This is a genomic window from Pseudomonas sp. T1.Ur, from assembly GCF_023516725.1.
Classification (GTDB): domain Bacteria; phylum Pseudomonadota; class Gammaproteobacteria; order Pseudomonadales; family Pseudomonadaceae; genus Aquipseudomonas; species Aquipseudomonas alvandae.
In genome coordinates this window covers 3,848,212-3,873,863 of sequence record NZ_JAMGSN010000001.1, presented here as the reverse complement: position 1 = coordinate 3,873,863, position 25,652 = coordinate 3,848,212, and the positions used below count along the sequence as shown (strand labels likewise).

25 protein-coding genes are annotated in these 25,652 nt (G+C 61.0%); 12 read left to right on the top strand and 13 right to left on the bottom strand.

Translation table 11 applies throughout. The features are described 5' to 3' along the window. Nucleotides 1–16: 16 nt before the first annotated feature. A complete protein-coding gene (locus M8Q45_RS17235) occupies nt 17–562 on the top strand; it encodes a 1,2-dihydroxy-3-keto-5-methylthiopentene dioxygenase (protein WP_198726793.1) in 546 nt (181 codons plus the stop codon). Between the two features lie 4 nt (nt 563–566). After that, nucleotides 567–1,256, top strand: coding sequence for an acireductone synthase (mtnC, locus tag M8Q45_RS17230; protein ID WP_349654629.1), 690 nt, complete (start codon nt 567–569; stop codon nt 1,254–1,256). 65 nt (nt 1,257–1,321) lie between these two features. Here the strand turns inward: mtnC and M8Q45_RS17225 are convergent, their stop codons facing one another. After that, complete coding sequence (locus tag M8Q45_RS17225) at nt 1,322–1,600, bottom strand: DUF3509 domain-containing protein (protein WP_030142324.1); 279 nt, start codon at nt 1,598–1,600, stop codon at nt 1,322–1,324. Between the two features lie 356 nt (nt 1,601–1,956). On the opposite strand from M8Q45_RS17225, the gene M8Q45_RS17220 reads away from it, so the two are divergent. The 4 genes from M8Q45_RS17220 (at nt 1,957) to M8Q45_RS17205 (ending at nt 5,354) form a co-directional block, all read left to right on the top strand. Further along, on the top strand, nt 1,957–3,783 hold the full coding sequence (locus tag M8Q45_RS17220; RefSeq protein WP_249875720.1) for a long-chain-acyl-CoA synthetase: 1,827 nt from the start codon (nt 1,957–1,959) through the stop codon (nt 3,781–3,783). A gap of 92 nt (nt 3,784–3,875) precedes the next feature. Further along, on the top strand, nt 3,876–4,397 hold the full coding sequence (locus M8Q45_RS17215) for an ankyrin repeat domain-containing protein (protein ID WP_249875719.1): 522 nt from the start codon (nt 3,876–3,878) through the stop codon (nt 4,395–4,397). 163 nt (nt 4,398–4,560) lie between these two features. Then, nucleotides 4,561–5,091, top strand: a complete 531-nt coding sequence (locus M8Q45_RS17210; protein WP_249875718.1) for a hypothetical protein — start codon at nt 4,561–4,563, stop codon at nt 5,089–5,091. A gap of 71 nt (nt 5,092–5,162) precedes the next feature. Further along, complete coding sequence (locus M8Q45_RS17205) at nt 5,163–5,354, top strand: PLDc N-terminal domain-containing protein (protein WP_030142320.1); 192 nt, start codon at nt 5,163–5,165, stop codon at nt 5,352–5,354. Between the two features lie 77 nt (nt 5,355–5,431). Here the strand turns inward: M8Q45_RS17205 and M8Q45_RS17200 are convergent, their stop codons facing one another. The 9 genes from M8Q45_RS17200 to gcl form a co-directional block, all read right to left on the bottom strand. Further along, the gene (locus tag M8Q45_RS17200; RefSeq protein ID WP_249875717.1) at nt 5,432–6,634 is read right to left on the bottom strand and encodes an MFS transporter; all 1,203 of its coding nucleotides are present in this window, start codon (nt 6,632–6,634) and stop codon (nt 5,432–5,434) included. Nucleotides 6,635–6,874: 240 nt separating this feature from the next. Then, nucleotides 6,875–7,873, bottom strand: coding sequence for a sulfate ABC transporter substrate-binding protein (locus tag M8Q45_RS17195; protein WP_181289818.1), 999 nt, complete (start codon nt 7,871–7,873; stop codon nt 6,875–6,877). Nucleotides 7,874–7,965: 92 nt separating this feature from the next. Beyond that, nucleotides 7,966–8,790, bottom strand: coding sequence for an ion transporter (locus M8Q45_RS17190; RefSeq protein WP_249875716.1), 825 nt, complete (start codon nt 8,788–8,790; stop codon nt 7,966–7,968). 21 nt (nt 8,791–8,811) lie between these two features. Further along, a complete protein-coding gene (locus tag M8Q45_RS17185; protein WP_249875715.1) occupies nt 8,812–9,726 on the bottom strand; it encodes an urea transporter in 915 nt (304 codons plus the stop codon). 134 nt (nt 9,727–9,860) lie between these two features. Next, nucleotides 9,861–11,276, bottom strand: coding sequence for a pyruvate kinase (gene pyk, locus M8Q45_RS17180; RefSeq protein ID WP_249875714.1), 1,416 nt, complete (start codon nt 11,274–11,276; stop codon nt 9,861–9,863). Then, nucleotides 11,266–12,546, bottom strand: a complete 1,281-nt coding sequence (locus tag M8Q45_RS17175; protein ID WP_249875713.1) for a glycerate kinase type-2 family protein — start codon at nt 12,544–12,546, stop codon at nt 11,266–11,268. Before M8Q45_RS17175 ends, pyk begins: the two co-directional genes overlap by 11 nt. A gap of 148 nt (nt 12,547–12,694) precedes the next feature. After that, on the bottom strand, nt 12,695–13,585 hold the full coding sequence (locus M8Q45_RS17170) for a 2-hydroxy-3-oxopropionate reductase (protein ID WP_249875712.1): 891 nt from the start codon (nt 13,583–13,585) through the stop codon (nt 12,695–12,697). Nucleotides 13,586–13,729: 144 nt separating this feature from the next. Then, a complete protein-coding gene (hyi, locus tag M8Q45_RS17165; RefSeq protein WP_249875711.1) occupies nt 13,730–14,512 on the bottom strand; it encodes a hydroxypyruvate isomerase in 783 nt (260 codons plus the stop codon). A 153-nt stretch (nt 14,513–14,665) separates the two neighbouring features. Beyond that, on the bottom strand, nt 14,666–16,441 hold the full coding sequence (gene gcl / locus M8Q45_RS17160; protein ID WP_249875710.1) for a glyoxylate carboligase: 1,776 nt from the start codon (nt 16,439–16,441) through the stop codon (nt 14,666–14,668). Between the two features lie 268 nt (nt 16,442–16,709). Between gcl and M8Q45_RS17155 the strand changes: the two genes are divergently transcribed. Further along, nucleotides 16,710–17,150, top strand: coding sequence for a GlcG/HbpS family heme-binding protein (locus M8Q45_RS17155; protein ID WP_249875709.1), 441 nt, complete (start codon nt 16,710–16,712; stop codon nt 17,148–17,150). Between the two features lie 212 nt (nt 17,151–17,362). After that, nucleotides 17,363–17,821 carry an REP-associated tyrosine transposase gene (locus tag M8Q45_RS17150; RefSeq protein ID WP_249875708.1) on the top strand — a complete coding sequence of 153 codons (459 nt, stop codon included), beginning with the start codon at nt 17,363–17,365 and terminating at the stop codon, nt 17,819–17,821. Between the two features lie 130 nt (nt 17,822–17,951). Here the strand turns inward: M8Q45_RS17150 and M8Q45_RS17145 are convergent, their stop codons facing one another. Then, nucleotides 17,952–18,557 (bottom strand): TetR/AcrR family transcriptional regulator, encoded by a 606-nt coding sequence (locus M8Q45_RS17145; RefSeq protein ID WP_249875707.1) that lies wholly within the window; start codon nt 18,555–18,557, stop codon nt 17,952–17,954. A gap of 291 nt (nt 18,558–18,848) precedes the next feature. Here M8Q45_RS17145 and M8Q45_RS17140 point away from each other — a divergent pair, with 291 nt between their 5' ends. Next, nucleotides 18,849–19,763, top strand: coding sequence for a DUF808 domain-containing protein (locus M8Q45_RS17140; RefSeq protein WP_249875706.1), 915 nt, complete (start codon nt 18,849–18,851; stop codon nt 19,761–19,763). 133 nt (nt 19,764–19,896) lie between these two features. Here M8Q45_RS17140 and M8Q45_RS17135 read toward each other — a convergent pair whose 3' ends face one another. After that, nucleotides 19,897–20,685 carry an MlaA family lipoprotein gene (locus M8Q45_RS17135; protein ID WP_249875705.1) on the bottom strand — a complete coding sequence of 263 codons (789 nt, stop codon included), beginning with the start codon at nt 20,683–20,685 and terminating at the stop codon, nt 19,897–19,899. After that, entirely contained in the window at nt 20,678–21,976 is a 1,299-nt protein-coding gene (gene mlaY / locus M8Q45_RS17130) for a lipid asymmetry maintenance lipase MlaY (RefSeq protein ID WP_249875704.1), read from the bottom strand. The genes M8Q45_RS17135 and mlaY overlap by 8 nt, the downstream gene beginning before the upstream one ends. Nucleotides 21,977–22,401: 425 nt before the next feature. On the opposite strand from mlaY, the gene M8Q45_RS17125 reads away from it, so the two are divergent. The 3 genes from M8Q45_RS17125 to M8Q45_RS17115 all read left to right on the top strand — a co-directional run bounded on the left by M8Q45_RS17125 (nt 22,402) and on the right by M8Q45_RS17115 (nt 25,541). Next, a complete protein-coding gene (locus M8Q45_RS17125; RefSeq protein ID WP_249875703.1) occupies nt 22,402–23,256 on the top strand; it encodes a glycine betaine ABC transporter substrate-binding protein in 855 nt (284 codons plus the stop codon). Between the two features lie 318 nt (nt 23,257–23,574). Next, complete coding sequence (locus M8Q45_RS17120) at nt 23,575–23,886, top strand: DUF485 domain-containing protein (protein ID WP_249875702.1); 312 nt, start codon at nt 23,575–23,577, stop codon at nt 23,884–23,886. Continuing rightward, nucleotides 23,883–25,541, top strand: a complete 1,659-nt coding sequence (locus tag M8Q45_RS17115) for a cation acetate symporter (protein WP_249875701.1) — start codon at nt 23,883–23,885, stop codon at nt 25,539–25,541. The genes M8Q45_RS17120 and M8Q45_RS17115 overlap by 4 nt, the downstream gene beginning before the upstream one ends. The last annotated feature ends 111 nt before the right edge of the window (nt 25,542–25,652 follow it).

Sequence of the window (25,652 nt, the reverse complement as noted above, 5' to 3'; positions counted from 1 at the left end):
TGCTGGAGCCATTGCCATGAGCAGCCTGTCCGTCTACCACGTCTCGAGTCCCGAGATTCCGAACAAGGTCCTGACCCACTTCGAAGACATCGCTTCGACCCTGGCCGAAAAAGGCGTGCGGTTCGACCGTTGGGAAGCCGCGACGAAAATCCAGCCCGGTGCCAGCCAGGATGAAGTGATCGCCGCCTACAAGACCCAGATCGACAAGCTGATGACCGAGCGCGGCTACGTCACGGTCGATGTCATCAGCCTCAACAGCGACCATCCGCAGAAAGCCGAACTGCGGGCCAAGTTCCTCGATGAACATCGGCATGGCGAGGACGAGGTGCGATTTTTCGTCGCCGGTCGTGGCCTGTTTACCTTGCACATCGACGATTACGTCTACGCGGTCCTGTGTGAAAAGAACGACCTGATCTCGGTGCCCGCCGGTACGCCGCACTGGTTCGACATGGGCGAACACCCGCATTTCGTTGCCATTCGCCTGTTCAACAACCCGGAAGGCTGGGTCGCCAAGTTCACCGGCGACGACATTGCCAGCCGCTTCCCGCGCCTGGAGGACTGACTTCGTGACCATCAAAGCCATCCTCACCGACATCGAAGGCACCACCAGCGCGGTGAGTTTTGTCTTCGACGTGCTGTTCCCCTATGCCGCCCAGCACCTGCCGGACTTTGTCCGGCAGAACGCCGGTCGCGCCGACGTGGCCGAACAACTGGCCGCTGTGCGTCGCGACAGCCATGAGCCGGACGCCGATGCCGAGCGGATCATCGCAATCCTGTTGGGCTGGATTGCCGAGGACCGCAAGGCCACGCCGCTCAAGGCATTGCAGGGCATGGTCTGGGAGCAGGGCTACCAGGCTGGGCAGTTGAAAGGTCATGTTTACCCGGACGCGGTGCAGGCACTGAAAGATTGGCACCAGCAAGGCTATCGGCTGTTTGTGTATTCCTCGGGCTCGATCCAGGCGCAAAAGCTGATTTTTGGCTGTTCCGAGGCGGGCGACCTGTCGCCGTTGTTCAGCGGTTATTTCGACACCACGTCCGGGCCCAAGCGGGAGACGCAGTCCTACCAGCGGATCAGCGAGGCGATGGGGATCGCGCCGGGGGAGGTCCTTTTCCTGTCGGACATCGTCCAGGAGCTGGATGCGGCCCGTGACGCCGGGATGATCACCTGTGGTCTGGCGCGTGAAGGTGGCGAACTGGCCGGTCATGAAACCGTGGCAAGTTTTGCCGACATCGAGCCGTCCCGGTTCGGCGCCTGAACGGCAGGCAAAAAAAATCAGGCCATGGAACCGTAGGGTTCCAGGCCTGATCCCGGCACAGCGTGTCAGGCGCTGTGATAGGTCGGTAGCGCGAAGCGGTGCTGGCTTTGCAGCATCGCCACGGGTGGCAATTCGCTGGCTTGCTCAGCCAGATCGCGGCGAATCGCACTGATGGCCCAGGACAATTGGTCCCCAGCGTGCAATTGCGCGTAGGAAATCGTGCGCTTGAACAGTTTGCCGTCGCTGTTGCGCAAGGTCAGCAGGATGCCGCCATCCGGGCGTGCCTGGGTGGTGACTTCGTAGTTGGAAAACAGCGATGCAAACTTCTCTTGAATCATATTCATCGTTCATTGCTCCATGGTGTGGCAAACCGTGGAGGGGTAGTTGCAGTGTCTGTGCCAGCATTTGATTAATTTAAAAATCCTTAAAAAACAACGATATACAGATTTCTTGTATTTTTGCTTTCGTGCAACTTGCATGAACGGCCATCGTGCATCCTGCATTTTGCGTGGTCGGGCGATTATTTATGGAACCAAACCGTGTCCTCGCGCTCACGCCTCGCCTGTGCCGGGCGGCGGATACAAAACATTGCAAAAACCGCATGTACAGCCGTGAAACGGCTGGGTACTTTCGAGCCGAAATCCGCACACGCCCATGACAAGAACCACGGCCCACGAGGTCGAGCGGGGAAGGATCACCCATGAGTCGTACACCCAGCGACGCCATTACCTGGGGCATGATGCTGCGCAAGCTGCCCACCATTGCCAGGGCGGTTCCCCGCATTGTCAAAGGCATGAAACTCGCCAACGTCCAAGACCCGACGCAGCCCTGCGGCCTGGGCTGGTGCTTCGAGCAGGCCACGCAACGCAATCCCCAAGGCCCGGCGCTGCTGTGCGGTGACGCGGTGCTGAGTTATGCACAGGTCAACGAGCAGGCCAATCGCATCGCCCATTACCTGTCGGCGCAAGGCGTGGGCAAGGGCGATTGTGTAGCGATCTTTATCGAGAACCGTCCACAGTTGCTGATCACCGTGCTGGCCGTGGCGAAGGTGGGTGCGGTCAGCGCGATGATCAATACCGCGCAGACGGGCGATGCCCTGGTCCATAGCCTCGCGTTGGTCACGCCGGTGGCCGTGGTGGTCGGGGACGAACGGGTTGCGGCGTTCGACGACGTGCGTGGCCGGATCGGACTATCGCACGGGCGAACCTGGTGGGTGGCGGATCGGGAAAACGTCCCTGCGCCGCCCGGATTCGTCGACTTGATGCGTGCAAGCGAGCAATACCCGGGCGAGAACCCGGTCAGCAGCCAGCACGTATTCTTCGATGATCCCTGTTTCTATCTGTACACCTCCGGCACCACCGGGCTGCCCAAGGCCGGGGTCTTTCGCCATGGCCGCTGGATGCGCACGTCCACCAGTTTTGGCCTGATCGCCTTGGACATGCAGCCTGAGGACATCGTCTATTGCACGCTTCCGCTGTATCACGCCACCGGCCTGTGCGTGTGCTGGGGCGCGGCGGTATGCGGTGCTTCGGGTTTCGCCATGCGCCGCAAATTCAGCGCCAGCCAGTTCTGGAGCGACGTGCGACGGTATCAGGCAACCACGCTGGGTTACGTCGGTGAGTTGTGCCGTTATCTCGTTGATCAGCCCGCCAGCACCACGGACCGGGAGCACAGCGTGACGAAAATGATCGGCAACGGCCTGCGCCCCGGCGCGTGGGCGGCGTTCAAGACACGTTTCGGCGTAGATCACATCTGTGAACTCTATGCGGCCAGCGACGGCAATATCGGTTTCACCAACATCCTCAACTTTGAAAACACGGTCGGGTTTTCCCTGATGGCCTGGGCGCTGGTGCGCTACGACCACGACAGCGGTGCGCCATTGCGCAACTTGCAGGGCCGCATGCAGAAAGTCCCCAAGGGCGAGCCGGGCCTGCTCTTGGCCCGCATTGATGACAAGGCACCGCTGGACGGCTACACCGATCCGACCAAGACCGAGAAAATCATCTACCGGGACGTGTTCGTCCCGGGCGATCGCTACTTCAATACCGGTGATCTGCTGCGCAACATCGGTTTCGGCCATGGGCAGTTCGTCGATCGCCTTGGCGACACCTACCGCTGGAAAGGCGAGAACGTTTCCACCACCGAAGTCGAGAACGTGCTGCTGCAACATCCGCAGATTGCCGAGGCGGTGGCCTATGGCGTCGAGATCAACGGCACCAATGGCCGTGCCGGCATGGCCGCGATTACGCCGGCCGAATCCCTGGCGACCCTGGACTTCAACGAGCTGCTGCGGTTTCTGCAATGCAAGTTGCCTGCTTACGCGGTGCCACTGTTCTTGCGCATCAAGGTGAAGATGGACACCACCGGCACCTTCAAATACCAGAAGACCCGTCTCAAGGCCGAAGCCTTTGACCCGTGCCTCACGGGTGATGAGCCGATCTACGCCTGGCTGCCTGACAGCTCGACCTATGTGCGTGTGGACCGGCAATTGTCGACAGGGATCCAGGGCGGACAGTACCGCTATTGATTCTGGCTATGACCGCTGCAGATAAAAAAGGGATGACAGGCCCCGGGTCCCTCGGGAAACTAGCGGCTTTGCAACGAACCGATGGAGTTTCCATGTCCGATACAAGCCGCCAGATGACCCCGGAAGAGGCTGCGGAGTTTGCCGAGCAGGTCTTCAATGTTGCGCGCCAGGGCGACGCCGCGATGATGGCCGCGCTGCTGAGCAAGGGCCTGCCGCCAAACCTGCGCAACCACAAGGGCGATACCTTGCTGATGCTGGCCGCGTACCACGGGCATGTGGAGACGGTAAGGGTCCTGCTGGAGCACAAGGCTGATCCGGAGATCCGCAACGACAATGGCCAGAGCCCGATTGCCGGCGCGGCGTTCAAGGGGGACCTGGCGGTGGTTTCAGCCTTGGTGGACGGCGGCGCGCAAGTGGAAGGTTCCTCGTTCGATGGCCGCACGGCATTGATGATGGCGGCGATGTTCAACCGCGTCGAAATCGTCGACTACCTGATCAGCAAAGGCGCCGATCCCAAGGCCAAGGATGCCAACGGCGTCTCGGCACTGGATGCGGCCAGGACCATGGGCGCGGTGGACACCACGGCGCAGTTGGAGAAGTTGCTGGCGCTGTAGGAGCTGCCGAGCGAAGCGAGGCTGCGATCTTTTCCCAGGCAGTTGAATCTCAAGCGAAAGAACAAGATCAAAAGATCGCAGCCTCGCTTCGCTCGGCAGCTCCTACGGACCGGTGTGATGCGCTATTCTGCGCGCCTGAAAATTCAGCCACAGGATCCGCCCCATGAAACCCGCACTCGTCGAACTCATCAGCAAAATCAGCTCCGGCTGCCTGGGCGAGGCGGACATCGAGAAGATCGCCGATGAAGCGGCCCAGGCCTACGCCGACCCGGTGGCCTTCCTGGCGGCCAACCCGGACATCAATTACGACGACACCTTCCCGATCCCGCTGGGCGAATGGGTGGTGGTGGGCAGCTTGCCGGATACTGTGTTGTTCCAGGCGGATACCTACGTCGAATTGTTCGAACAGATCGTCGCCTCGTTCGGCCCCGGCGTCGCGTTCAATCTCAAGCCCAAGCAACTGGCAAAGACTGAAGCCCTGACCGCGCTCAACCGCATCCAGATCCAGATGAGCAGCCTGAACAAGGAAAACGGCGGCTATGTGCTGATGAACTTCAGCCAGTTGCTCGACGATGAATTGCAGATGGTGCTGGTGTACGGCAATGACCTGCCACGCGTGCTGGCGTTGTGTGCCGAGGTGGGCATCGCCGCCGCCCCGTCCCTCGAAGCCCTCAAGGTTGCGGTCCACGTCTGAAGCAATAAAACGGAACCCTTGCCCAGGCCCCGCTATCCTAAGTGGGCATGTCACCATTTGGGAGCGACACCATGGGTTCCACCTTCAACGGCCTGATCGGCCTGATTATCCTGGCGCTCGATATCTGGGCGATCATCAACGTACTCAAGAGTGGCGCGGAAACCGGGATGAAAATCCTCTGGGTGCTGCTGATCCTGCTGTTGCCGGTGTTGGGCCTGATCATCTGGGCGATTGCCGGGCCGCGTGGCAACGTGCGGGTCTGACCGCTCGCCAATGACTCCCTGATAAAAAGAATGCCCGACAGGTCGTGACCTGTCGGGCATTTTTTTGCGCGACGGTTTCAGGCAGTCGCCAGCGAGGCCTTCTGCGAAGCGCTCAAGAACCGCAGCAATGCCAGCAGCGGGAAGGCGCTGCCGACGATGACCACCCACAGCCAGCCGCCGTGTTCATAGACAGCACTGGCAATCGACGAACCGAATGCGCCACCGACGAAAATGCTGGTCATGTACAGGGCATTCAGTCGGCTGCGGCTTTTCGCGTCGAGGGCGTAGAGGGTGCGCTGGCCCAGGACCATGTTCATCTGTACACAGAAATCCAGGACCACGCCGGTCACTGCCAGGCCAATCACGCTGTAGATCGGGTGGATGAACGCCGGCAGGAAACTCAGGCTGGCGAACAACATGGCCAGCAGCGAAGCGATCCGGGTGTGACCGGCGTCCGCCAGGCGGCCGGCAATGGGCGCGGCGATGGCACCGATCGCACCGACCAGGGCGAACAGCGCGATTTCGGTCTGGGACAGGCCATGGTTGCGCGCCAGTTCCAGCGGCACGGCGGTCCAGAACAGACTGAATGTGGCGAACATGCAGGCCTGGTAGAAGGCCCGTTGCCGCAGCGGCGGCTGCTGGCGCAACAAGGTGCCGAGCGAACCCAGCAGTTGGCCGTAGGACGCGCTGTGGTCGGGCTGGCGCTTGGGCACGGTCAGCGCCAGGACGACACTGATTGCAGCCATCAACGCCGCGGCGATGATGAACATCGCCCGCCAGCCGAAATGATCGGCCACCACGCTGGACACCGGCCGCGCCAACAGGATTCCCAGCAACAGGCCGCCCATGATCCCTCCGACGACCCGTCCCCGGGACTCTTCCGGCGCCAGGTGCGCGGCCAGCGGAATCAGGACTTGTACCGAGACGGAACTGAAACCCACCAGCAGCGAGACCAGCAGGAACACATTCGGCTGATCGGTGAAAGCCGCCCCCAGCAGGCTGGCAATCGCGACCACGGTGGTGAGGATCATCAAGCGCCGGTTTTCCAGCAGGTCGCCCAGCGGCACCAGGAAAAACAGGCCCAGGGCATAACCGATCTGGGTCAGCGAGACGATCAGGCTGGCCATGGTGCTGCTCAGGCCGACGTCGGGTGCGATCAGTTCGATAATGGGTTGGGCGTAGTAGATGTTGGCGACGATGGCGCCGCAGCAGAAAGCAAACAACAGGACCATGCCGCGGGTCAGGGCGCTGCCGGGCGAGGTGGGTGGATGAGCACTCATGGCAATCTCGTCGATCAATTGAAAGGATGGCGTGAGGCTAAAGACTTGCAGGGCTCTGGAACAGGGCTTTGTGGCTGATATCAGTCATGCCTGTTGTTAATGGTAGGCAGCACGGTAGGAGCTGCCGAGTGCAACGAGGCTGCGATCTTGCTTCTGACAATTGAGTCGCAAGCGGAAGATCAAAATCAAAAGATCGCAGCCTTCGGCAGCTCCTACGGAGGTCCGTGGAGGATGCCTTCTTTATTGCCCGCTATAGATCTGGTCGAAAACCCCACCGTCATTGAAGTGAGTCTTCTGCACGGTGCGCCAGTCGCCGAAGGTCTTCTCCACCGACAGGAAGTCGACTTTCGGGAAGCGGTCCGTGTACTTGGCCAGCACCGCGGGATCCCGTGGACGCAGGTAGTTGGCGGCGGCGATTTCCTGGCCTTCAGGCGACCACAGGTATTTGAGGTACGCCTCGGCGGCTTCGCGGGAGCCTTTCTTCTCGACTACTTTATCCACAACGCTCACCGGCGGCTCGGCTTCGGCGGACACGCTTGGGTAGACCACTTCGAACTGGTCGCGGCCAAACTCCCGGGCAATCATTTCCGCTTCGTTTTCAAAGGTCACCAGCACGTCGCCAATCTGGTTGGTCATGAACGTCGTCGTCGCGGCACGGCCACCGGTGTCCAGCACGGGGGCTTGCTTGAACAGCTTGCCGACGAAATCCTTGGCCTTGTTCTCGTCGCCGCCATTCTTGAGCACGTAGCCCCACGCCGACAGGTAGGTGTAGCGGCCATTACCGGAGGTTTTCGGGTTGGGCACGATCACCTGCACGCCGTCCTTGAGCAGGTCGGGCCAATCCTTCAGCGCTTTCGGATTGCCCTTGCGCACGATGAACACGGTGGCCGAGGTGAACGGCGCGCTGTTGTTCGGCAGGCGGGTGACCCAGTTTTCCGGAACCAGCTTGCCGTTGTCCGCCAAGGCGTTGATGTCGGTGGCCATGTTCATGGTAATGACGTCCGCTGGCAGGCCGTCGATCACCGAACGCGCCTGCTTGCTGGAACCGCCGAACGACATTTGCACGGTGATATTTTCGTTGTGTTCGGCTTGCCAGTGTTTCTGGAACGCGGCGTTGTAGTCCTTGTAGAAGTCGCGCATCACGTCATAGGAAACGTTCAGCAGGGTCGGGGCGGCGTGGGCCAGGCTGCCGAAGGTCAGGCCAGCGGCAAGAAGAGAGGCGCCAAAGAATTTCTTCACAGCGAATTCCTTTTTATTGGAAAGGGGGCGGGCGATAAGCCAGCACACTAGCGATAAGCTTATAAGCCTTCAAGCACTAAAAAGTGCTGTGCTTATTCCATTTTCTTGAACAGCGCATTGCCACAACGGGAGCAGAAAGCGGCGCCGTGTTCATGGTTGTTTTTGCTGCACACCGGGCAGTCATGCTGGAGTTGGTCACCGCGCATGGCCGTGGCGAGTTCCGCGGTAAAGATACCCGTCGGCACGGCGATGATCGAATAGCCGGTGATCATCACCAGCGACGAAATCACCTGGCCCAGCGGCGTCTTCGGCACGATGTCGCCGAAGCCCACCGTAGTGAGTGTCACGATAGCCCAATAGATCCCCTTGGGGATGCTGGTAAAGCCATGTTCGGGCCCTTCGATGACGTACATCAGCGTGCCGAACACGGTCACCAGGGTCGATACGCTGACCAGGAACACAATGATCTTCTGCTTGCTGCCCCGTAGCGCGGCCAGTAGATAGTTGGCCTGCTTGAGGTACGGGCTGAGCTTCAGCACCCGGAAGATCCGCAACATACGGATGATCCGCACGATCAGCAGGTACTGGGCATCGCTGTAGTACAGCGCCAGGATGCCCGGCACGATCGCCAACAGATCCACCAATCCATAAAAACTGAACGCGTAGCGCAGCGGCTTCGGCGAGCAGTACAGGCGCAGGCCGTACTCGACCAGGAAGATGAAAGTGAAGCCCCACTCGATGTAAGCCAGTAGGGCCGCGTAGTTCTTGTGAACGCTGTCGATGCTGTCCAGCATCACGATCACCAGGCTGGCGAGAATGATCAGCAACAAGGTGCTGTCGAAGCGTCGGCCCGCCACGGTATCGGTCTGGAAAATGATGACGTAGAGCCGTTCACGCCAGTTGGTGCTGTTATCCATGACCTTCGCCTGAATCGATAATCAGCGAAGCCTAGGGCGATTGCCCTGCGCAGTGCAAGGCGCGGTATCGAGGATTACCTGATGCCAGAGCCGCCCAGTCGCGTGAACCAGCCAGCAGGCGAGGATGAACGGCGCTGTCAGCGGTGCCATGCCCAGCGTTGCGAAACCTGGTGTGAGGAAGACTGCCAGAGCAATGCCCGCCAGCGGCAGCCATGGTTTGCGGGTGTGCTGGCCGAGGGCCAGGGCCACCAACGCCGGGTTATAGCCGCCCAGTCCCGACAGGGCCACGTTGCCGTCGTGATGCAGCCAGGCGAATGCAACGCCGACGATGGACCCGAACAGCGCCCAGCCAGCGGCGCGGCGATTGGCGACCAGCACGCCGATCGCGATCAGCGCACCGGCCAGTGGGTGGTCGAGAAACATCACTTGGCCCAGGCCGTTCAAAGGGGCGAGCAGCAGATTGGGCAAACTGATCTCCACCGACGCGGGCGGTGGGGAGGGCGGGGCGAAACCCAGCAGCAACCAACCCAGCCCCACGAATGGCGCGGTGTAGGCGGGGAGGCAGCGAGGGCCAGGGGTTCGCTTGAGCCATTGCTGGGTCAGCATCGCGCTGAAGCCGCTGCCGGCAATGATCAACGGTGGTAACAGAACCGACCAGGGCAGCGTCAGGCTCAGCAGCAATCCCAGCAGGATCCCGTTGTAGCTGAAGAGACCGGCTTGTCGATGCTCCTTGGCATAACCGCGTCGCTGCGCGGTCAGCAATCCCGCCAAGCCGCCCAGCAGTGCGCCGCCGAGCAAGGCCGGCGCAGTAAGCAGGATTGCCAACAGGCACAGCAAGCCGCACAGCGGATGGCGCTGGAGGAAAATCTGGCTGAAGCCATTGAGCAGGGCGGTGGCCCAGTCGGGGCAGTGGGGGTTGGAGGAATGGTTGGGCATGATGGGTCAGGAATAAGGGTGCACTGTCGGAGCTGTGTAGGAGCTGCCGAGTGAAACGAGGCTGCGATCTTTTCGAAAAATCAAAAGATCGCAGGCTTCGCCAGCGCCTACAGAATCAACTCCGGCCACAGAAATCAGATCAGCGTCTCGATGCGCAGCGAATTGGTCGACCCCGGTTGCCCGAACGGCACGCCTGCGGTAATCAGCAAGGTGTCGCCACGCTGGGCCATGCCTTGGGCCTGGGCGATTTCCAGCGCCGTGGAGCACACCTCATCGACCTGCTTCAAACGGTCATTGACCACCGAATGCACCCCCCAGGCTACGGTCAGGCGGCGGGCCGCTTGCAGGTTCGGCGTCAGGTTGAGGATCGGCACCGTCGGCCGTTCCCGCGCCGCCCGCAGGCTGGAACTGCCCGACTCGCTGTAGTTCACCAGCACCGCCACCGGCAGGACGTTGCTGATCCGGCGGATCGCGCAGCTGATGGCATCCGACGCCGTGGCCTCGGCTTTCGGCCGGCTGACGTCCAGTTGCGCTTGGTAGTCCGGGCCGTTTTCCACCTGGCGGATGATCTTGCTCATCATCTGGACGGCTTCGAGGGGGTAGTCGCCGGAAGCGGTTTCCGCCGACAGCATCACCGCATCGGCACCTTCGGCCACGGCGTTGGCGACGTCGGTGACTTCGGCGCGGGTTGGCGCGGGGGAGAAGCGCATCGATTCGAGCATCTGCGTGGCCACCACCACCGGTTTACCGAGGGCACGGCAGGTGCCGATGATGGTCTTCTGGATCTGCGGCACGCTCTCGGCCGGTACTTCGACGCCGAGGTCACCACGGGCAACCATGATCGCGTCGCTCAGTTCAGCGATCTCGCGCAGTTGGGTGACGGCCGATGGTTTTTCGATCTTGGCCATCAGGAATGCCTTGTCGCCGATCAGCGCGCGGGCTTCGCGGATGTCCTCGGGACGCTGCACGAACGACAGCGCCACCCAATCCACGCCCAGCGCCAGGCCGAAGCTCAAGTCGCGACGATCCTTGACGGTGAGTGGGCTCAGGTCGAGCACGGCCTGGGGCACGTTCACACCCTTGCGGTCCGACAGCTCGCCGCCATTGAGCACCTCGGTGTCGATGGCGTCGCTGTGCCTGGCGGTCACGCGCAAGCGCAACTTGCCGTCGTCCAGCAGCAAATCCATGCCCGGCTCCAACGCCGCGATGATTTCCGGGTGAGGCAGGTTGACCCGGCGCTGGTCGCCGGGCGTCGGGTCCAGGTCCAACCGCAGGGCCTGGCCGCGCTGCAGGAGGACCTTGCCGTCGGTGAATTTGCCCACCCGCAGTTTCGGACCCTGCAAGTCCATCAGGATGCCCAGCGGGTAATTGAGCTGCTGTTCGACTTCGCGGATCCACTGGTAGCGCTGGGCGTGGTCGGCATGGTCGCCGTGGCTGAAGTTCAGGCGAAAGATGTTCACACCGGCCTGCACCAACTCGCGGATGCCATCGATACCACGGGTGGCGGGGCCGAGGGTCGCGAGGATCTTGACCTTTTTATCAGGCGTCATTTTTCGGGTTCTCGAGGATCAGGATGGCGCGGAAGTCGTTGACGTTGGTGCGGGTCGGCTCGGTGACGATCAACGCATCCAGCGCGGCGAAGTAGCCGTAGCCATTGTTGTTGTCCAGCTCGTCGCTGGCGCACAGGCCCAGCTCGGCGGCGCGGCGATAGCTGTCTGGGGTCATGAGGGCGCCGGCGTTGTCTTCGGAACCGTCGATGCCATCGGTGTCGCCGGCCAGCGCATGGATGCCGGGGTGGCCCTTGAGGCTGTCGGTCAGGCTCAGCAGGAATTCGGCGTTGCGTCCGCCACGGCCATTGCCGCGCACGGTGACGGTGGTTTCGCCGCCGGAGAGAATCACGCACGGCGCCGCCAATGGCTGGCCGTGAAGGGCGATTTGCCGGGCGATGCCGGCATGGACTTTCGCCACCTCCCGGGATTCGCCTTCCAGGTCACCGAGGATCAGCGGGCTGAAACCGGCTTGGCGCGCCTTCACCGCTGCGGCTTCCAGGGATTGCTGGGGACGGGCGATCAGTTGGAAATGACTGCGGGCCAGGCTCGGGTCGCCGGGCTTGACGGTTTCCGATTCCGGGCTTTGCAGCCAGGTGCGCACCGTGGCCGGGATCTCAATGTCATAGCGCTTGAGAATCGCCAGGGCCTCGGCTGAGGTGCTGGGGTCGGCGACGGTGGGGCCGGACGCGATGACCGTGGCCAAGTCGCCGGGCACGTCGGAAATCGCATAGGTGTACACCGTCGCCGGCCAGCAGGCCTTGCCCAGGCGTCCGCCCTTGATCGCCGAGAGGTGCTTGCGCACGCAATTCATCTCGCCAATGGTGGCGCCGGACTTGAGCAGGGCTTTGTTGATCGATTGCTTGTCGGCCAGGGTGATGCCCGCCGCCGGCAAGGCCAGCAACGCCGAGCCCCCGCCGGACAGCAGGAAGATCACCCGGTCGTCTTCATTCAGGTTGCTGACGAGTTGGAGCACCCGTCCAGCCACTTCCAGGCCGGCGGCGTCCGGCACCGGGTGAGCGGCTTCCACCACTTCGATTTTCTGGCAGGGCGCGCCATGGCCGTAGCGGGTCACCACCAGGCCGCTGACCTCGCCCTGCCAGCAACGCTCGACCACTTGCGCCATCGCGGCTGCCGCCTTGCCGGCACCGATGACGATCACCCGGCCGCTGCGGTCGCTGGGCAGGTATTGTTCGAGGACGTGCTGCGGATGCGCCGCGTCGATGGCTGTGGCAAACAGCTCGCGCAGCAGTTGTTGCGGATCGACCGACATGGCGGGCTCCCGATTTTTATTATGAGTGTCGATGCGCCCCCCTGTGGGAGCGAGCTTGCTCGCGATAGCGGTTTTACATTCAAAAACGATGTTGGCTGGGCTACCGTTATCGCGAGCAAGCTCGCTCCCACAGGGGAAGTTGCAGGGCCTATTTGTCGCGGATCGAGAAATTGGCCATGTGCTCCAGCCCCTTGATCAGCGCCGAGTGATCCCAGTTGCTGCCGCCGATGGCCGCGCAGGTGCTGAACACCTGCTGGGCGTTGGCGGTGTTGGGCAGGTTGATGTTCAGTTCCTTGGCGCCTTGCAGGGCCAGGTTCAGGTCCTTCTGGTGCAGGCTGATGCGGAAGCCGGGGTCGAAGGTGCCCTTGATCATGCGCTCGCCATGGACTTCGAGGATCTTCGACGAGGCGAAACCGCCCATCAGCGCCTCGCGAACCTTCGCCGGGTCGGCGCCATTTTTCGCGGCGAACAGCAGCGCTTCGGCCACCGCCTGGATGTTCAGCGCGACGATGATCTGGTTCGCCACCTTGGCGGTCTGGCCGTCGCCGTTGCCACCGACCAGGGTGATGTTCTTGCCCATGGCCTGGAACAACGGCAAGGCGCGCTCGAAGGCGGCGCTGTCGCCACCGACCATGATGCTCAGGGTCGCGGCCTTGGCCCCGACTTCACCGCCGGAAACCGGGGCATCGAGGTACTGCGCGCCTTTTTCGTTGATCTTCGCCGCGAACGCCTTGGTGGCGGTGGGGGAGATCGAGCTCATGTCGATCACCACCTTGCCCTTGCCGACACCGGCTGCGACGCCGTCGGCGCGGAACAGCACGTCGTCGACCTGAGGGGTATCCGGAACCATGACGATGATGAATTCGGCTTCCTGGGCGACTTCCTTCGGGTTGGCCAACGCCACCGCGCCGCCGGCCACGAGATCGGCCGGGGCCGGGTCGTGATGCTGGGACAGGAACAGGCTATGCCCGGCCTTTTGCAGGTTCAGTGCCATGGGGTGGCCCATGATGCCGGTGCCGATGAATCCGATTTTAGCCATGAGAAAATCCTCTTGTTTTATCGCTGCTCGTAGGAGCTGTCGAGCGAAGCGAGGCTGCGATCTTTTGATCTTTCGCCCGGGGCTCAAGTGCCAGAGGAAAGATCGCAGCCTCGTTGCTCTCGGCAGCTCCTACAGGAAAGGTGGTCAGATCGCGTTATGGGTTTTCAGCCAGCTCAATCCGGCTTCGGTGGTGGTCAGCGGCTTGTATTCGCAGCCGATCCAACCCGGGTAGCCGATGCGGTCCAGGTGTTCGAACAGGAAGCGGTAGTTGATCTCGCCCGTGCCCGGCTCGTTGCGGCCCGGGTTGTCCGCCAGTTGCACATGGTTGATCTCGCCCAGGTGCGCCGACAGGGTCCGGGCCAGGTCGCCTTCCATGATTTGCATGTGATAGATGTCGTATTGCAGGAACAGGTTGGCGCTGCCCACCTGCTCGCGGATCGACAGGGCCTGGGCGGTGTTGTTCAGGTAGAAGCCCGGGATGTCGCGGGTATTGATCGCTTCCATCACAAGCTTGATGCCTTCGCCTTGCAGCTTTTCGGCAGCATATTTCAGGTTGGCGACGAACGTTTTTTCCGCCAGGGCCTCGTCGCACTTCTGCGGACGAATCCCGGCCAGGCAATTGACCTGGGTATTGCCCAGCACTTTTGCGTAAGCAATCGCCAGGTCGACCCCGGCCCGGAATTCCTCGACCCGGTCCGGCAGGCAGGCGATGCCGCGCTCACCCTTGGCCCAGTCGCCGGCCGGCAGGTTGAATAGCACCTGGGTCAGGCCATTGGCGTCGAGCAGGGCCTTGATTTCTGCGGAGCTGTAGTCGTAGGGGAACAGGTATTCAACGCCACTGAAACCGGCCTTGGCGGCCGCTTCGAAACGGGCGAGGAAATCCAGCTCAGTGAACAGCATGGACAGGTTGGCGGCGAAACGCGGCATGGTGGTCTCCTGCTACAAATTAAATGGCGTCCTGACCCGTAGGAGCTGTCGAGCGAAGCGAGGCTGCGATCTTTCTATCGACACTTGAGATTTAAGCGAAAGATCAAAAGATCGCAGCCTTCGGCAGCTCCTACAGGTAAAGTAACCGTCAGGTCAGTCGAGTAGCGAAATGGCGGTCGGTGCATCGTTGCCCACCAGCGCCAGGTCTTCAAATTCATTGACGGCGTTGATCTCGGTGCCCATGGAAATATTGGTCACCCGTTCCAGGATGATCTCGACGATCACCGGCACCTTGAACTCTTCGATCATTGCCTGGGCCTTGCGCAGCGCCGGTTGGATGCCGGACGGTTCGAACACCCGCAGCGCCTTGCAACCCAGGCCCTCGGCCACGGCGATGTGGTCCACGCCGTAACCGTTGAGCTCCGGGGCGTTGAGGTTGTCGAACGACAACTGCACACAGTAATCCATGTCGAAGCCACGCTGGGCCTGGCGGATCAGGCCCAGGTAGGAGTTGTTCACCACGACATGGATGTACGGCAGCTTGAACTGCGCGCCCACCGCCAACTCCTCGATCATGAACTGGAAATCATAGTCGCCCGACAGCGCCACGACCTTGCGGCTCGGATCGGCCTTGACCACCCCGAGCGCGGCCGGAATGGTCCAGCCCAGGGGGCCGGCCTGGCCGCAGTTGATCCAATGGCGTGGCTTGTAGACGTGGAGAAACTGCGCGCCGGCGATCTGCGACAGGCCGATCGTGCTGACGTAGCAGGTGTCCTTGCCGAACACCTGGTTCATTTCCTCATAAACGCGCTGCGGCTTGACCGGCACGTTGTCGAAGTGGGTCTTGCGCTGCAGGCTGGCCTTGCGTTGCTGGCAATCCTGGAGCCAGGCGCTGCGGTCCTTCAGCTTGCCGGCGGCTTGCCATTCCCGGGCCACTTCGATGAACACGGTCAAGGCCGAAGCCGCGTCGGAAACGATGCCCAGGTCTGGCGTGAACACCCGGCCGATTTGCGTCGGCTCGATGTCCACGTGAATGAACGTGCGGCCTTCGGTGTAGACATCCACCGAACCGGTGTGACGGTTGGCCCAGCGGTTGCCGACGCCCAGCACCACGTCCGATTTGAGCAGTGTTGCGTTGCCATAGCGGTGGGAGGTTTGCAGGCCGACCATGCCGACCATCAACGGGTGATCGTCGGGGATCGTGCCCCAGCCCATCAAGGTGGGGATGACCGGGATACCCGTCAGCTCGGCGAACTCCACCAGCAGGTCGCTGGCATCCGCGTTGATGATGCCGCCGCCGGCCACCAGCAGTGGACGTTCAGCCTGGTTGAGCATTGCCAGGGCTTTCTCGATCTGCACGCGGTTGGCCGCGGGTTTGGCCAGGGGCAGCGGCTGGTACGCGTCGATGTCGAATTCGATCTCGGCCATCTGCACGTCGAACGGCAAGTCGATCAGCACCGGACCGGGGCGGCCGGAGCGCATTTCGTAAAAGGCTTTTTGAAAGGCATACGGCACCTGGCCCGGCTCCAGGACGGTGGTGGCCCACTTGGTCACTGGCTTGACGATGCTGGTGATATCCACAGCCTGGAAATCTTCCTTGTGCATACGGGCGCGGGGCGCTTGCCCGGTGATGCAGAGGATCGGGATCGAATCGGCCGATGCGCTGTAGAGCCCGGTGACCATGTCCGTGCCGGCCGGCCCGGAGGTGCCGATGCACACGCCGATATTGCCGGCCTTGGTGCGGGTGTAGCCCTCGGCCATGTGCGAGGCGCCTTCAACGTGCCGAGCGAGGACATGATCGATGCCGCCAACTTTTTGCAGGGCGGCGTACAGCGGGTTGATCGCGGCGCCCGGAATGCCGAAGGCAGTGTCCACGCCTTCACGGCGCATCACCAGGACGGCGGCTTCGATTGCTCTCATTTTGCTCATTACTTTGTGCCTCTTACGTTTTGTAATTGTATACAAGTGGCTGTGCGACAGAGTGTATTCATGGCGAATGGCGCAGGTCAATCCCTTTCCTCAAGCACGCGTTTAATTCGTTTGGAACCTGATTCTGCTGCGGCCTTTTGTCGTTAAAGGTGGTTTGCGTAAATTATTGTATACAAAAAATTGTGTTGTTGTGTTCTATTTGCGATGTTGGGTTTTTCTGAAAGTGAAGCCGCCAAGGCTTTCCCATAACAAAAGAAGGACAGCATCCATGAGCGTTCTAACCTTGAAAGTCGCCGTCAACCTGGCGGGGCAAGCCCTCGCCGCAGGTCGCGAGATCAGTGCAGCAGCTCTGACCGTCGCGGTCCTGGACAGCGGCGGGCACCTGGTGGCCTTGCAGCGCGAAGACGGCGCCAGCCTGCTGCGCCCACCAATCGCCATCGGCAAGGCCTGGGGCGCCATCGCCCTGGGCAAAGGCTCCCGCCTGCTCGCCCATGACGCCCAACAGCGCCCTGCGTTCTTTGCGGCTTTGAATGGTCTGGGGCAAGGCAGCGTCGTGCCGGCGCCGGGCGGGGTGTTGATCAGGGATCAGGAGGGCAGGGTAATGGGGGCGATCGGGGTCAGTGGGGATGTTTCGGATGTGGATGAGCAGGTGGCGGTGAGGGCGGTGGAGGCGGTGGAGTTGAGGGCGGATGCAGGGGTTGCTGTTTGATTTTGTGGTGAGTTGACTGGCGTCATCGCGAGCAAGCTCGCTCCCACAGGGTCTGATGTAGGACACATCATGTCCGAACACCGCAAACCCAGTGTGGGAGCGAGCTTGCTCGCGATGACGATCTACCAGACACATCCAGCCAAGAGTCTGTCCGGCCTTCAAAAATCTACAGGCCTAGCCTTTGATGATCTGATCATTGGAGAGGCGAAGGAATGCCTGGTCTACCTGCTTCACATCGCTTGCGCACCGGTCGTTATGGTGAGTTGAATCGAACCTACTTATTGACCACTAACACCGCTGAGCGAAAGCCGATTTTCAAGGATTTCGCTTTAGGTCGATTGGTCGTTGAGCAATTTAGGTATGCCCAGGATGAGAGATGGGCGAAGTCATTGGCTTGGGTGATCATGCCTGACCATTTCCATTGGTTGATTGAACTGCAGCAAGGCTCGCTGAATGAGTTGATGCAGAAACCCAAGTCCTTGAGTGCTCGCGCGGTAAACATGTCCACAGGACACAGAGGCAGCCTTTGGCAACCGGGTTACCACGATCGAGCACTACGGCGGGAAGAAGATTTGGTAAAGCTGGCTCGCTATGTTGTGGCAAATCCACTGCGGGCAGGCCTGGTAGAGCGACTTGGCGACTATCCGCTGTGGGATGCCATTTGGCTTTGACTTGAAATCGAGTTGCCTTCAATCGCGAGCAAGCTCGCTCCCACAGGGTTCTGCGGTGAATTTAGATTCTGCGAACAACCCAAATCCCTTGTGGGAGCGAGCTTGCTCGCGATGAAGGCCACTCGGTCTGTCAGCCGGGCTCACACCCCTTCAAAACCAACCGAATAATCGTCTGCGCCGCCGCTTCGTAGTCCGCTTCATCCAGCTTGGCCTTGCCGGTCACGGCGCTGATCTGCCAGTCGAAATCGGCGTAGGTCTGGGTGGCGGCCCAGATGCTGAACATCAGGTGGTTGGGGTCGATGGGGGCGATCTGGCCGCGGTCGATCCAGGTCTGGATGCAGTCGATGTTGTGCCGGGCCTGGGCATTGAGCTGTTCGACGAGGTCGGCGCTGAGGTGCGGGGCGCCGTGCATGATTTCGCTGGCGAAAACTTTCGAGGCGAAGGGCAAGTCGCGGGAAATGCGGATCTTGGAGCGGATGTAGTGGCTCAGCACTTCGCCCGGCTCGCCGTCGGCGTTGAAGGGGGTGGAGGCCTGGAGAATCGGCTCGATGATGCTTTCCAGCACCTCGCGATAGAGGTTTTCCTTCGACTTGAAGTAGTAGTAGACGTTGGGTTTGGGCAAGCCCGCCTTGGCCGCGATGTCGCTGGTTTTGGTCGCGGCGAAGCCCTTGTCGGCAAATTCTTCGCTGGCGGCACGCAGGATCAGTTCTTTGTTGCGCTCGCGGATAGTGCTCATAAACCCTGGGGTTCCTTGCCGATTATGGCGGTGGCGCATGGTAGCACCGGCCTCGCGCGGCGCTCAAGAATGCCCCTGGTGGCCTGTGTGGCTAATTCGTGCACTCAACTTCGGCGCCAGTGCTTGCCATGCTGCGTTACCATTCCTCGCCGTAGCGGGCTACGACTCGTCATGGCGCCTTGCCTGGCAATCACTGGCACTCGAATTTGAGTACTCGAATTAACCGTACAGGCCACAAGGCGGCGCGGCTCGCGGTATGCTGCGCAGCATTATTGTTCAAGGAGCCCCTCCATGGCTGGAAGCAGTTTGCTGGTTCTGATCGACGACATTGCCACGGTACTCGACGATGTGGCGTTGATGACCAAGATGGCCGCCAAGAAAACCGCCGGTGTGCTCGGTGACGACCTGGCGCTCAATGCCCAGCAAGTCTCGGGCGTGCGTGCCGAGCGGGAATTGCCAGTGGTCTGGGCAGTCGCCAAGGGCTCGTTCATCAACAAGTTGATCCTGGTGCCATCGGCGCTGGCCATCAGCGCGTTCGTCCCTTGGCTGGTGACGCCGTTGTTGATGGTCGGCGGCGCCTACCTGTGTTTCGAAGGGTTCGAAAAACTCGCCCACAAATTCCTTCACAGCAAAGCTGAAGACCAGGCCGAACACGCGCAACTGGTCGAGGCGGTGGCCGATCCGGCGGTCGATCTGGTGGCCTTCGAGAAGGACAAGATCAAGGGCGCGGTGCGCACCGACTTTATCCTTTCGGCGGAAATCATCGCCATCACCCTCGGCACCGTCGCCGATGCACCACTGACCCAGCAGGTGATCGTGCTGTCGGGTATTGCCATTGTCATGACCGTCGGTGTGTACGGCCTGGTGGCGGGGATCGTCAAGCTTGATGACCTGGGCTTGTGGCTGACCCAGAAGCCAGGACAAGCGGCCAAGAGCATTGGCGGAGCGATCTTGAGCGCGGCGCCCTACATGATGAAAGGCCTGTCGGTGATCGGTACGGCGGCCATGTTCCTGGTGGGCGGCGGCATCCTCACTCATGGCGTGCCGGTGGTTCACCATTGGATTGAAGGTGTCGCGGCGAGTGCCGGCGGTGCAGGGTTCATCGTGCCGATGCTGCTCAATGCGGTGGCGGGGATCGTGGCGGGGGCGGTGGTGTTGGCGGGTGTGATGGCGGTGGGTAAGGTCTGGAAAGCGCTGAAAGGCTGAAACTGACAACACACAACCCCTGTGGGAGCGAGCTTGCTCGCGATGACGGCCTGACTCCAACATTAATGTTGCCTGACAGACTGCCATCGCGAGCAAGCTCGCTCCCACAGCAGGTTTTGCGGTGGCCGAAAAGTTACTCGGCGATCTGCAACTTGCGCGACTCGGTGTACACGTAGCGCACCTTTTCATACTCGAACGGCGAGTTCAGCTGGCCATAGCGGAAGCTGGTCTGGTAGCGCTTGTCCACGCCGCGCAGGAGCAGCAGTTCCGGGTGGTTGGCGCTGACTTCGGAGACATTCAGGAAGTTGATCGCCGACTCGGCGGTGTAGTCCACCAGCAGGCCCGAGGTGTCGCGCAGGTTCGACGGGCCGAAGACCGGCAGCACGAAATACGCGCCGGCAGGGACGCCATAGAAGCCCAGGGTCTGGCCGAAGTCTTCGCTCTGGCGCGGCAGGCCCATGGCGGTGGCCGGGTCCCACAGGCCGGCGATGCCGACGGTGGTGTTGAGCAACAGTCGAGCGGTGGTTTCCATCGAACGCTTGCCCTTGAATTGCAGCAGGCTGTTCATCAGGTTTGGCACGTCGCCCAGGTTGTTGAAGAAGTTGCTCACACCCGTACGCACGAAACTCGGGGTGACGTAACGATAGCCATCGACCACGGGCAGGAATACCCATTGGTCGAAGCGGTAGTTGAAGTGATAGACGCGGCGGTTCCACGACTCCAGCGGGTCGTAGACGTTCAGGGCGTTGAGCGTCGAACGTTCGAATTCGCGTTGGTCCAGGCCCGGGTTGAACTTGAGCTTGGTCAGCGGTTCCTTGAACCCATCAGCATCCACCACCACGGGCGCATCGGCCTTGCTGTTATCGGCGTGGACCATGCCCGCGCTCATTAACGCGGCGATCAGCAGGAGGTATTTAGCCACGGAAGAACTCCAGCATGGCGTCGCTGTTGACGCGGTAGTTAAGGTTGCCGCAGTGGCCGCCCAGCGGATAGATCGTCAGGCGATCGCCAAACGTCTTGCGCAGGAAGCCGAGGTCACCGGGGCCGAGGATCACGTCGTCGGCGTTGTGCATTACCGCAATCTTCGGGCTGGCCTGCAGATAATCCTTCAGCGCGTACAGACTGACCTGGTCGACCAGTTGCAACAGGCTGCCGCCGTCGGTGCGCGCCCGCCACATCGGGATGACCTGCTCGGTGAGGTAGCAATCGAAATCGCATTGCAGCGCACGCTTGAGGAACGGCGTCAGGCTGGTGCTCTCGGTGATCGGGAATTTGGGCGGGATGATCAGGCCGCGACGGTTGATCAGGTCCGACGTGAAGGCGATGTCGGCCGCCGAGAAGCGGAACGAGGTGCCGATCAGCATCGCCATCTGCTCGTTGCTCAGGTGTTGCTTGGACTGCTGGAAGTCATAGAGCAGGGCATCGTTGAGGTCGATGTAGCCTTTTTGCTGGAAGTAGCGGGTCAGCTTGTTCAGCACCAGCTCATAAAAGGTGGTGGTGCTGTTGATGCCCTTGACCTCGGTCTGGACCAGTTTGTCCAGGTTGGTAATCGAGGTGTAGAGGTTCACCGGCGGGTTCAGCAGCAGGACTTTCTTGAAGTTGAAGCTGCGTCGGGTTTCGTCCAGGTGCGCGACGAAGGCCGCGTCCAGGGCGCCGAGGCTGTAGCCGGTCAGGTAGTACTCGGTGACGGGGACTTTCGGATTCTGCGCGCGCACGGCCTGCATCACCCGGTACATGTCTTCCGCGTCTTCCTTGGTGATGCCTGGGGTGGCGAAGCGCGAGGCGGCACTCATGAAGTCGAAACTGGTGGGTGAAGACAGCTGCACCACGTGATAACCGGCCTTGTAGTAGAGGCGCTTGAGGTACTCGTTGAGCGTGCTGTCGTAGCGGGCGCCGGTGCCGGCGATCAGGAAGATCAGCGGCGCGGGCTTGTCCTGGGTGGCCATGCGATAGGTGAGGCTTTTCACCGGCCAGAAATTGTCCGGCAGGATGAACTCGCGTTCCGGACGCAGGGTCAGGCTGTGGTCCGATTGATTGATGTCTTCGATCAGCGGTAGCTCCGGACGCAGGTCCGGCGGCGTGGTGGCGATGGTCGCCTCGAACGGGTTGGTCAAGGGATAGCCATAGCTGGCGGCGTCGATGTCCACCGCCAGCGCGGACGCACTCAAGATAAGGCCGCCAATGAGGGCAGCGAAGCGCAAGGAACGGAGCATGACTAAATCCCTTAGGAAGGTGCCGAATGAGGTTCGCAGCCTATGACCACCGAAGCCAAGCCAAGTGCCATGACGGCTGCAAAACAAGCGCGAGCGGGGCGCAAGAGTAGCGGGACAATACACGTTGGGGCGTGGTGGCGGCTAGTGGAGCTGCCGGCTTCTTGGTACGGGCATGCAAGGTTTGGGCGGAATTGGCCCGGCAAAACCGCTTAAATGGTTTGCTGGCTTTCTGATGTCGTTTCTCGTTGCTTCGGCGTCGCAGACAGAGCAGGTTCCAGATCGGCGCAGGTTGATGATCAGTCGGTCAGTACTCCACTGGCGTTCCGACCGGTTTGAGGGCGAGCGTGATGGGGGCGCTGTGCACCATAACAATACGTTGAAGCCGCTCGGCATCCGTCGGGCGCAGCACTTTCGGGGAAGTAACGATGAAGATGCGACGAATCTTGGGCGCAGGTGCCGCACTGGTACTGGCGATCAGCTCCACCCTGGCAAGCGCCGAGACCAAAACCCTGAGCATTGGCTACGTTGACGGTTGGTCCGACAGCGTCGCGACCACCCACGTGGCCGCCGAAGTGATCAAGCAAAAACTCGGCTATGACGTGAAGCTGCAAGCCGTCGCGACCGGGATCATGTGGCAGGGCGTTGCCACCGGCAAGCTCGACGCGATGCTGTCGGCCTGGCTGCCGGTGACCCACGGTGACTACTGGGCGAAGAACAAGGACCAGGTGGTCGACTATGGCCCTAACTTCAAGGACGCGAAAATCGGCCTGATCGTGCCGGAGTACGTCAAGGCCAAGTCCCTCGAAGACCTGAAGACCGACGACTCCTTCAAGAAACGTATCGTCGGCATCGACGCCGGTTCAGGCGTGATGCTCAAGACCGAACAGGCCATCAAGGACTACGACCTGACCGGCTATCAACTCAAGGCCAGTTCCGGCGCCGGCATGATTGCCGAGCTGACCCGGGCCGAGAAAAAGAACGAGTCCATCGCCGTCACCGGTTGGGTGCCGCATTGGATGTTCGCCAAGTGGAAACTGCGCTTCCTGGAAGACCCGAAAGGCGTCTATGGCGCGGCTGAGACTGTAAACAGCATCGGCAGCAAGGAACTGGGCACCAAGGCGCCAGAAGTGGCTGAATTCCTGAAGAAGTTCCAGTGGGCTTCGAAGGACGAAATCGGTGAAGTCATGCTGGCAATCCAGGAAGGTGCCAAGCCGGAAGCCGCTGCCAAGGATTGGGTGGCCAAGCACCCGGACCGCGTGAAGGAGTGGACCGGCAAGTAATCGGCCCGGTCTGGCTGTTCCGAAAGCCGCATGACGTTGTGTCATGCGGTTTTTTTGTGCCTGCGATTCCTGACTCCTCCACGATTCCCTTGTGGGAGCGAGCTTGCTCGCGATGACGGCGCAACATTCAACAGAGATGCAAGCAGGCACACCGCTATCGCGAGCAAGCTCGCTCCCACAAGAGGGGCGATTGCGAAAATGTGCGGGAAACTGGCAAAACCGTCATGTCGTTCTAATACTAAGGTCGTCTGGAACCTGGCCTTGAGCCGCATAGAGTAGGGTCGTTCCAATTAAATCTGTGCTGCGAGGATAAAAACAATGAACGACAGCATTTACCTCTCGATTCAAAACAGCCCGCGCTTCAAGGAGCTGGTGAGAAAAAGGGAAAGGTTCGCCTGGATTCTCTCGGCGATCATGCTAGGGCTGTACTCCGGCTTCATCCTTCTGATTGCTTATGGACCGCACATTCTCGGGGCAAAGATCACGCCCGAGTCCACCATTACCTGGGGTATTCCCATCGGCGTCGGCCTGATTATCTCGGCCTTCATCCTGACCGGTATCTATGTGCGACGTGCCAATGGCGAGTTCGACGACCTGAACAATGCGATTCTCAAGGAGGCTCAGCAATGATCCGGCGTCTAATGGCTCTATTGAGCATCGCAGCGTTTGCCCCGGGCGCCTGGGCGGCTGAAGCCCTGACCGGTGCCGTGCAGAAGCAACCCCTCAACGTTTCCGCGATTGTCATGTTCGTGGCCTTCGTCGGCGCGACCCTGTGCATCACCTACTGGGCGTCCAAGCGCAACAAGTCGGCCTCCGACTACTATGCGGCAGGCGGGCGGATCACCGGTTTCCAGAATGGCCTGGCGATTGCCGGTGACTACATGTCGGCGGCGTCCTTCCTGGGGATTTCCGCGCTGGTGTTCGCTTCCGGCTATGACGGCCTGATCTACTCCATCGGCTTCCTGGTGGGCTGGCCGATCATTCTGTTCCTGATCGCCGAACGCCTGCGTAACCTGGGCAAGTACACCTTTGCCGACGTGGCGTCCTATCGCCTCGGGCAAACCCAGATCCGCAGCCTGTCCGCTTGCGGCTCTCTGGTGGTGGTGGCGTTCTACCTGATCGCGCAAATGGTCGGTGCCGGCAAGCTGATCCAGCTGCTGTTTGGCCTGGACTACCACGTTGCGGTGATCCTGGTCGGTATCCTGATGTGCCTCTACGTGTTGTTCGGCGGCATGCTGGCGACCACTTGGGTTCAGATCATCAAGGCCGTGCTGTTGCTGTCCGGTGCTTCGTTCATGGCCTTGATGGTCATGAAGCACGTCGGCTTCGACTTCAACATGCTGTTTGCCGAGGCGGTCAAGGTTCACCCTAAAGGCGAGGCGATCATGAGTCCTGGCGGCCTGGTGAAGGATCCGATCTCGGCCTTCTCCCTGGGCTTGGCGCTGATGTTCGGTACCGCTGGCCTGCCACACATCCTGATGCGCTTCTTCACCGTGAGCGACGCCAAGGAAGCGCGCAAGAGCGTGCTGTATGCCACTGGCTTCATCGGCTACTTCTACATCCTGACCTTCATCATCGGCTTTGGCGCGATCCTGCTGGTCAGCACCAATCCGGCGTTCAAGGACGCGGCGGGTGCCTTGCTGGGTGGCAACAACATGGCGGCGGTGCACCTGGCCAACGCGGTAGGCGGGAGCATCTTCCTGGGCTTCATCTCGGCGGTGGCGTTCGCGACCATCCTGGCTGTGGTGGCGGGCCTGACCCTGGCCGGCGCCTCGGCGGTGTCCCATGACCTCTATGCCAGCGTGATCAAGAAAGGCAAGGCCAACGAGAAGGACGAGATCCGTGTCTCGAAAATCACCACCATTGCCCTGGCAGTGCTGGCGATTGGCTTGGGCATCCTGTTCGAGAAGCAGAACATCGCGTTCATGGTGGGCCTGGCGTTCTCCATCGCGGCGAGCTGCAACTTCCCGGTATTGCTGCTTTCGATGTACTGGAAGAAGCTGACCACCCGTGGCGCCATGATCGGCGGCTGGCTGGGCCTGGTCAGTGCGGTTGGCCTGATGATCCTCGGCCCGACCATCTGGGTGCAGATCATGGGTCACGAGAAGGCGATCTTCCCGTATGAATACCCGGCGCTGTTCTCGATGATGATCGCGTTCATCGGCATCTGGTTCTTCTCCATCACCGACAAGTCGGCTGAAGGCGCCAACGAGCGGGCGCTGTTCTTCCCGCAGTTCGTGCGTTCGCAGACTGGCCTTGGGGCGAGTGGGGCGGTTAATCACTGAGGCAGCGGCAAGCTGCAAGTTGAGAGCTTCAAGTTGAAGCGTTGCGTTTGAAGAGATACCCCGGTCGAGAGGCCGGGGTATTTTTTGGTTCTTCACGGATTCGTGGGGAAG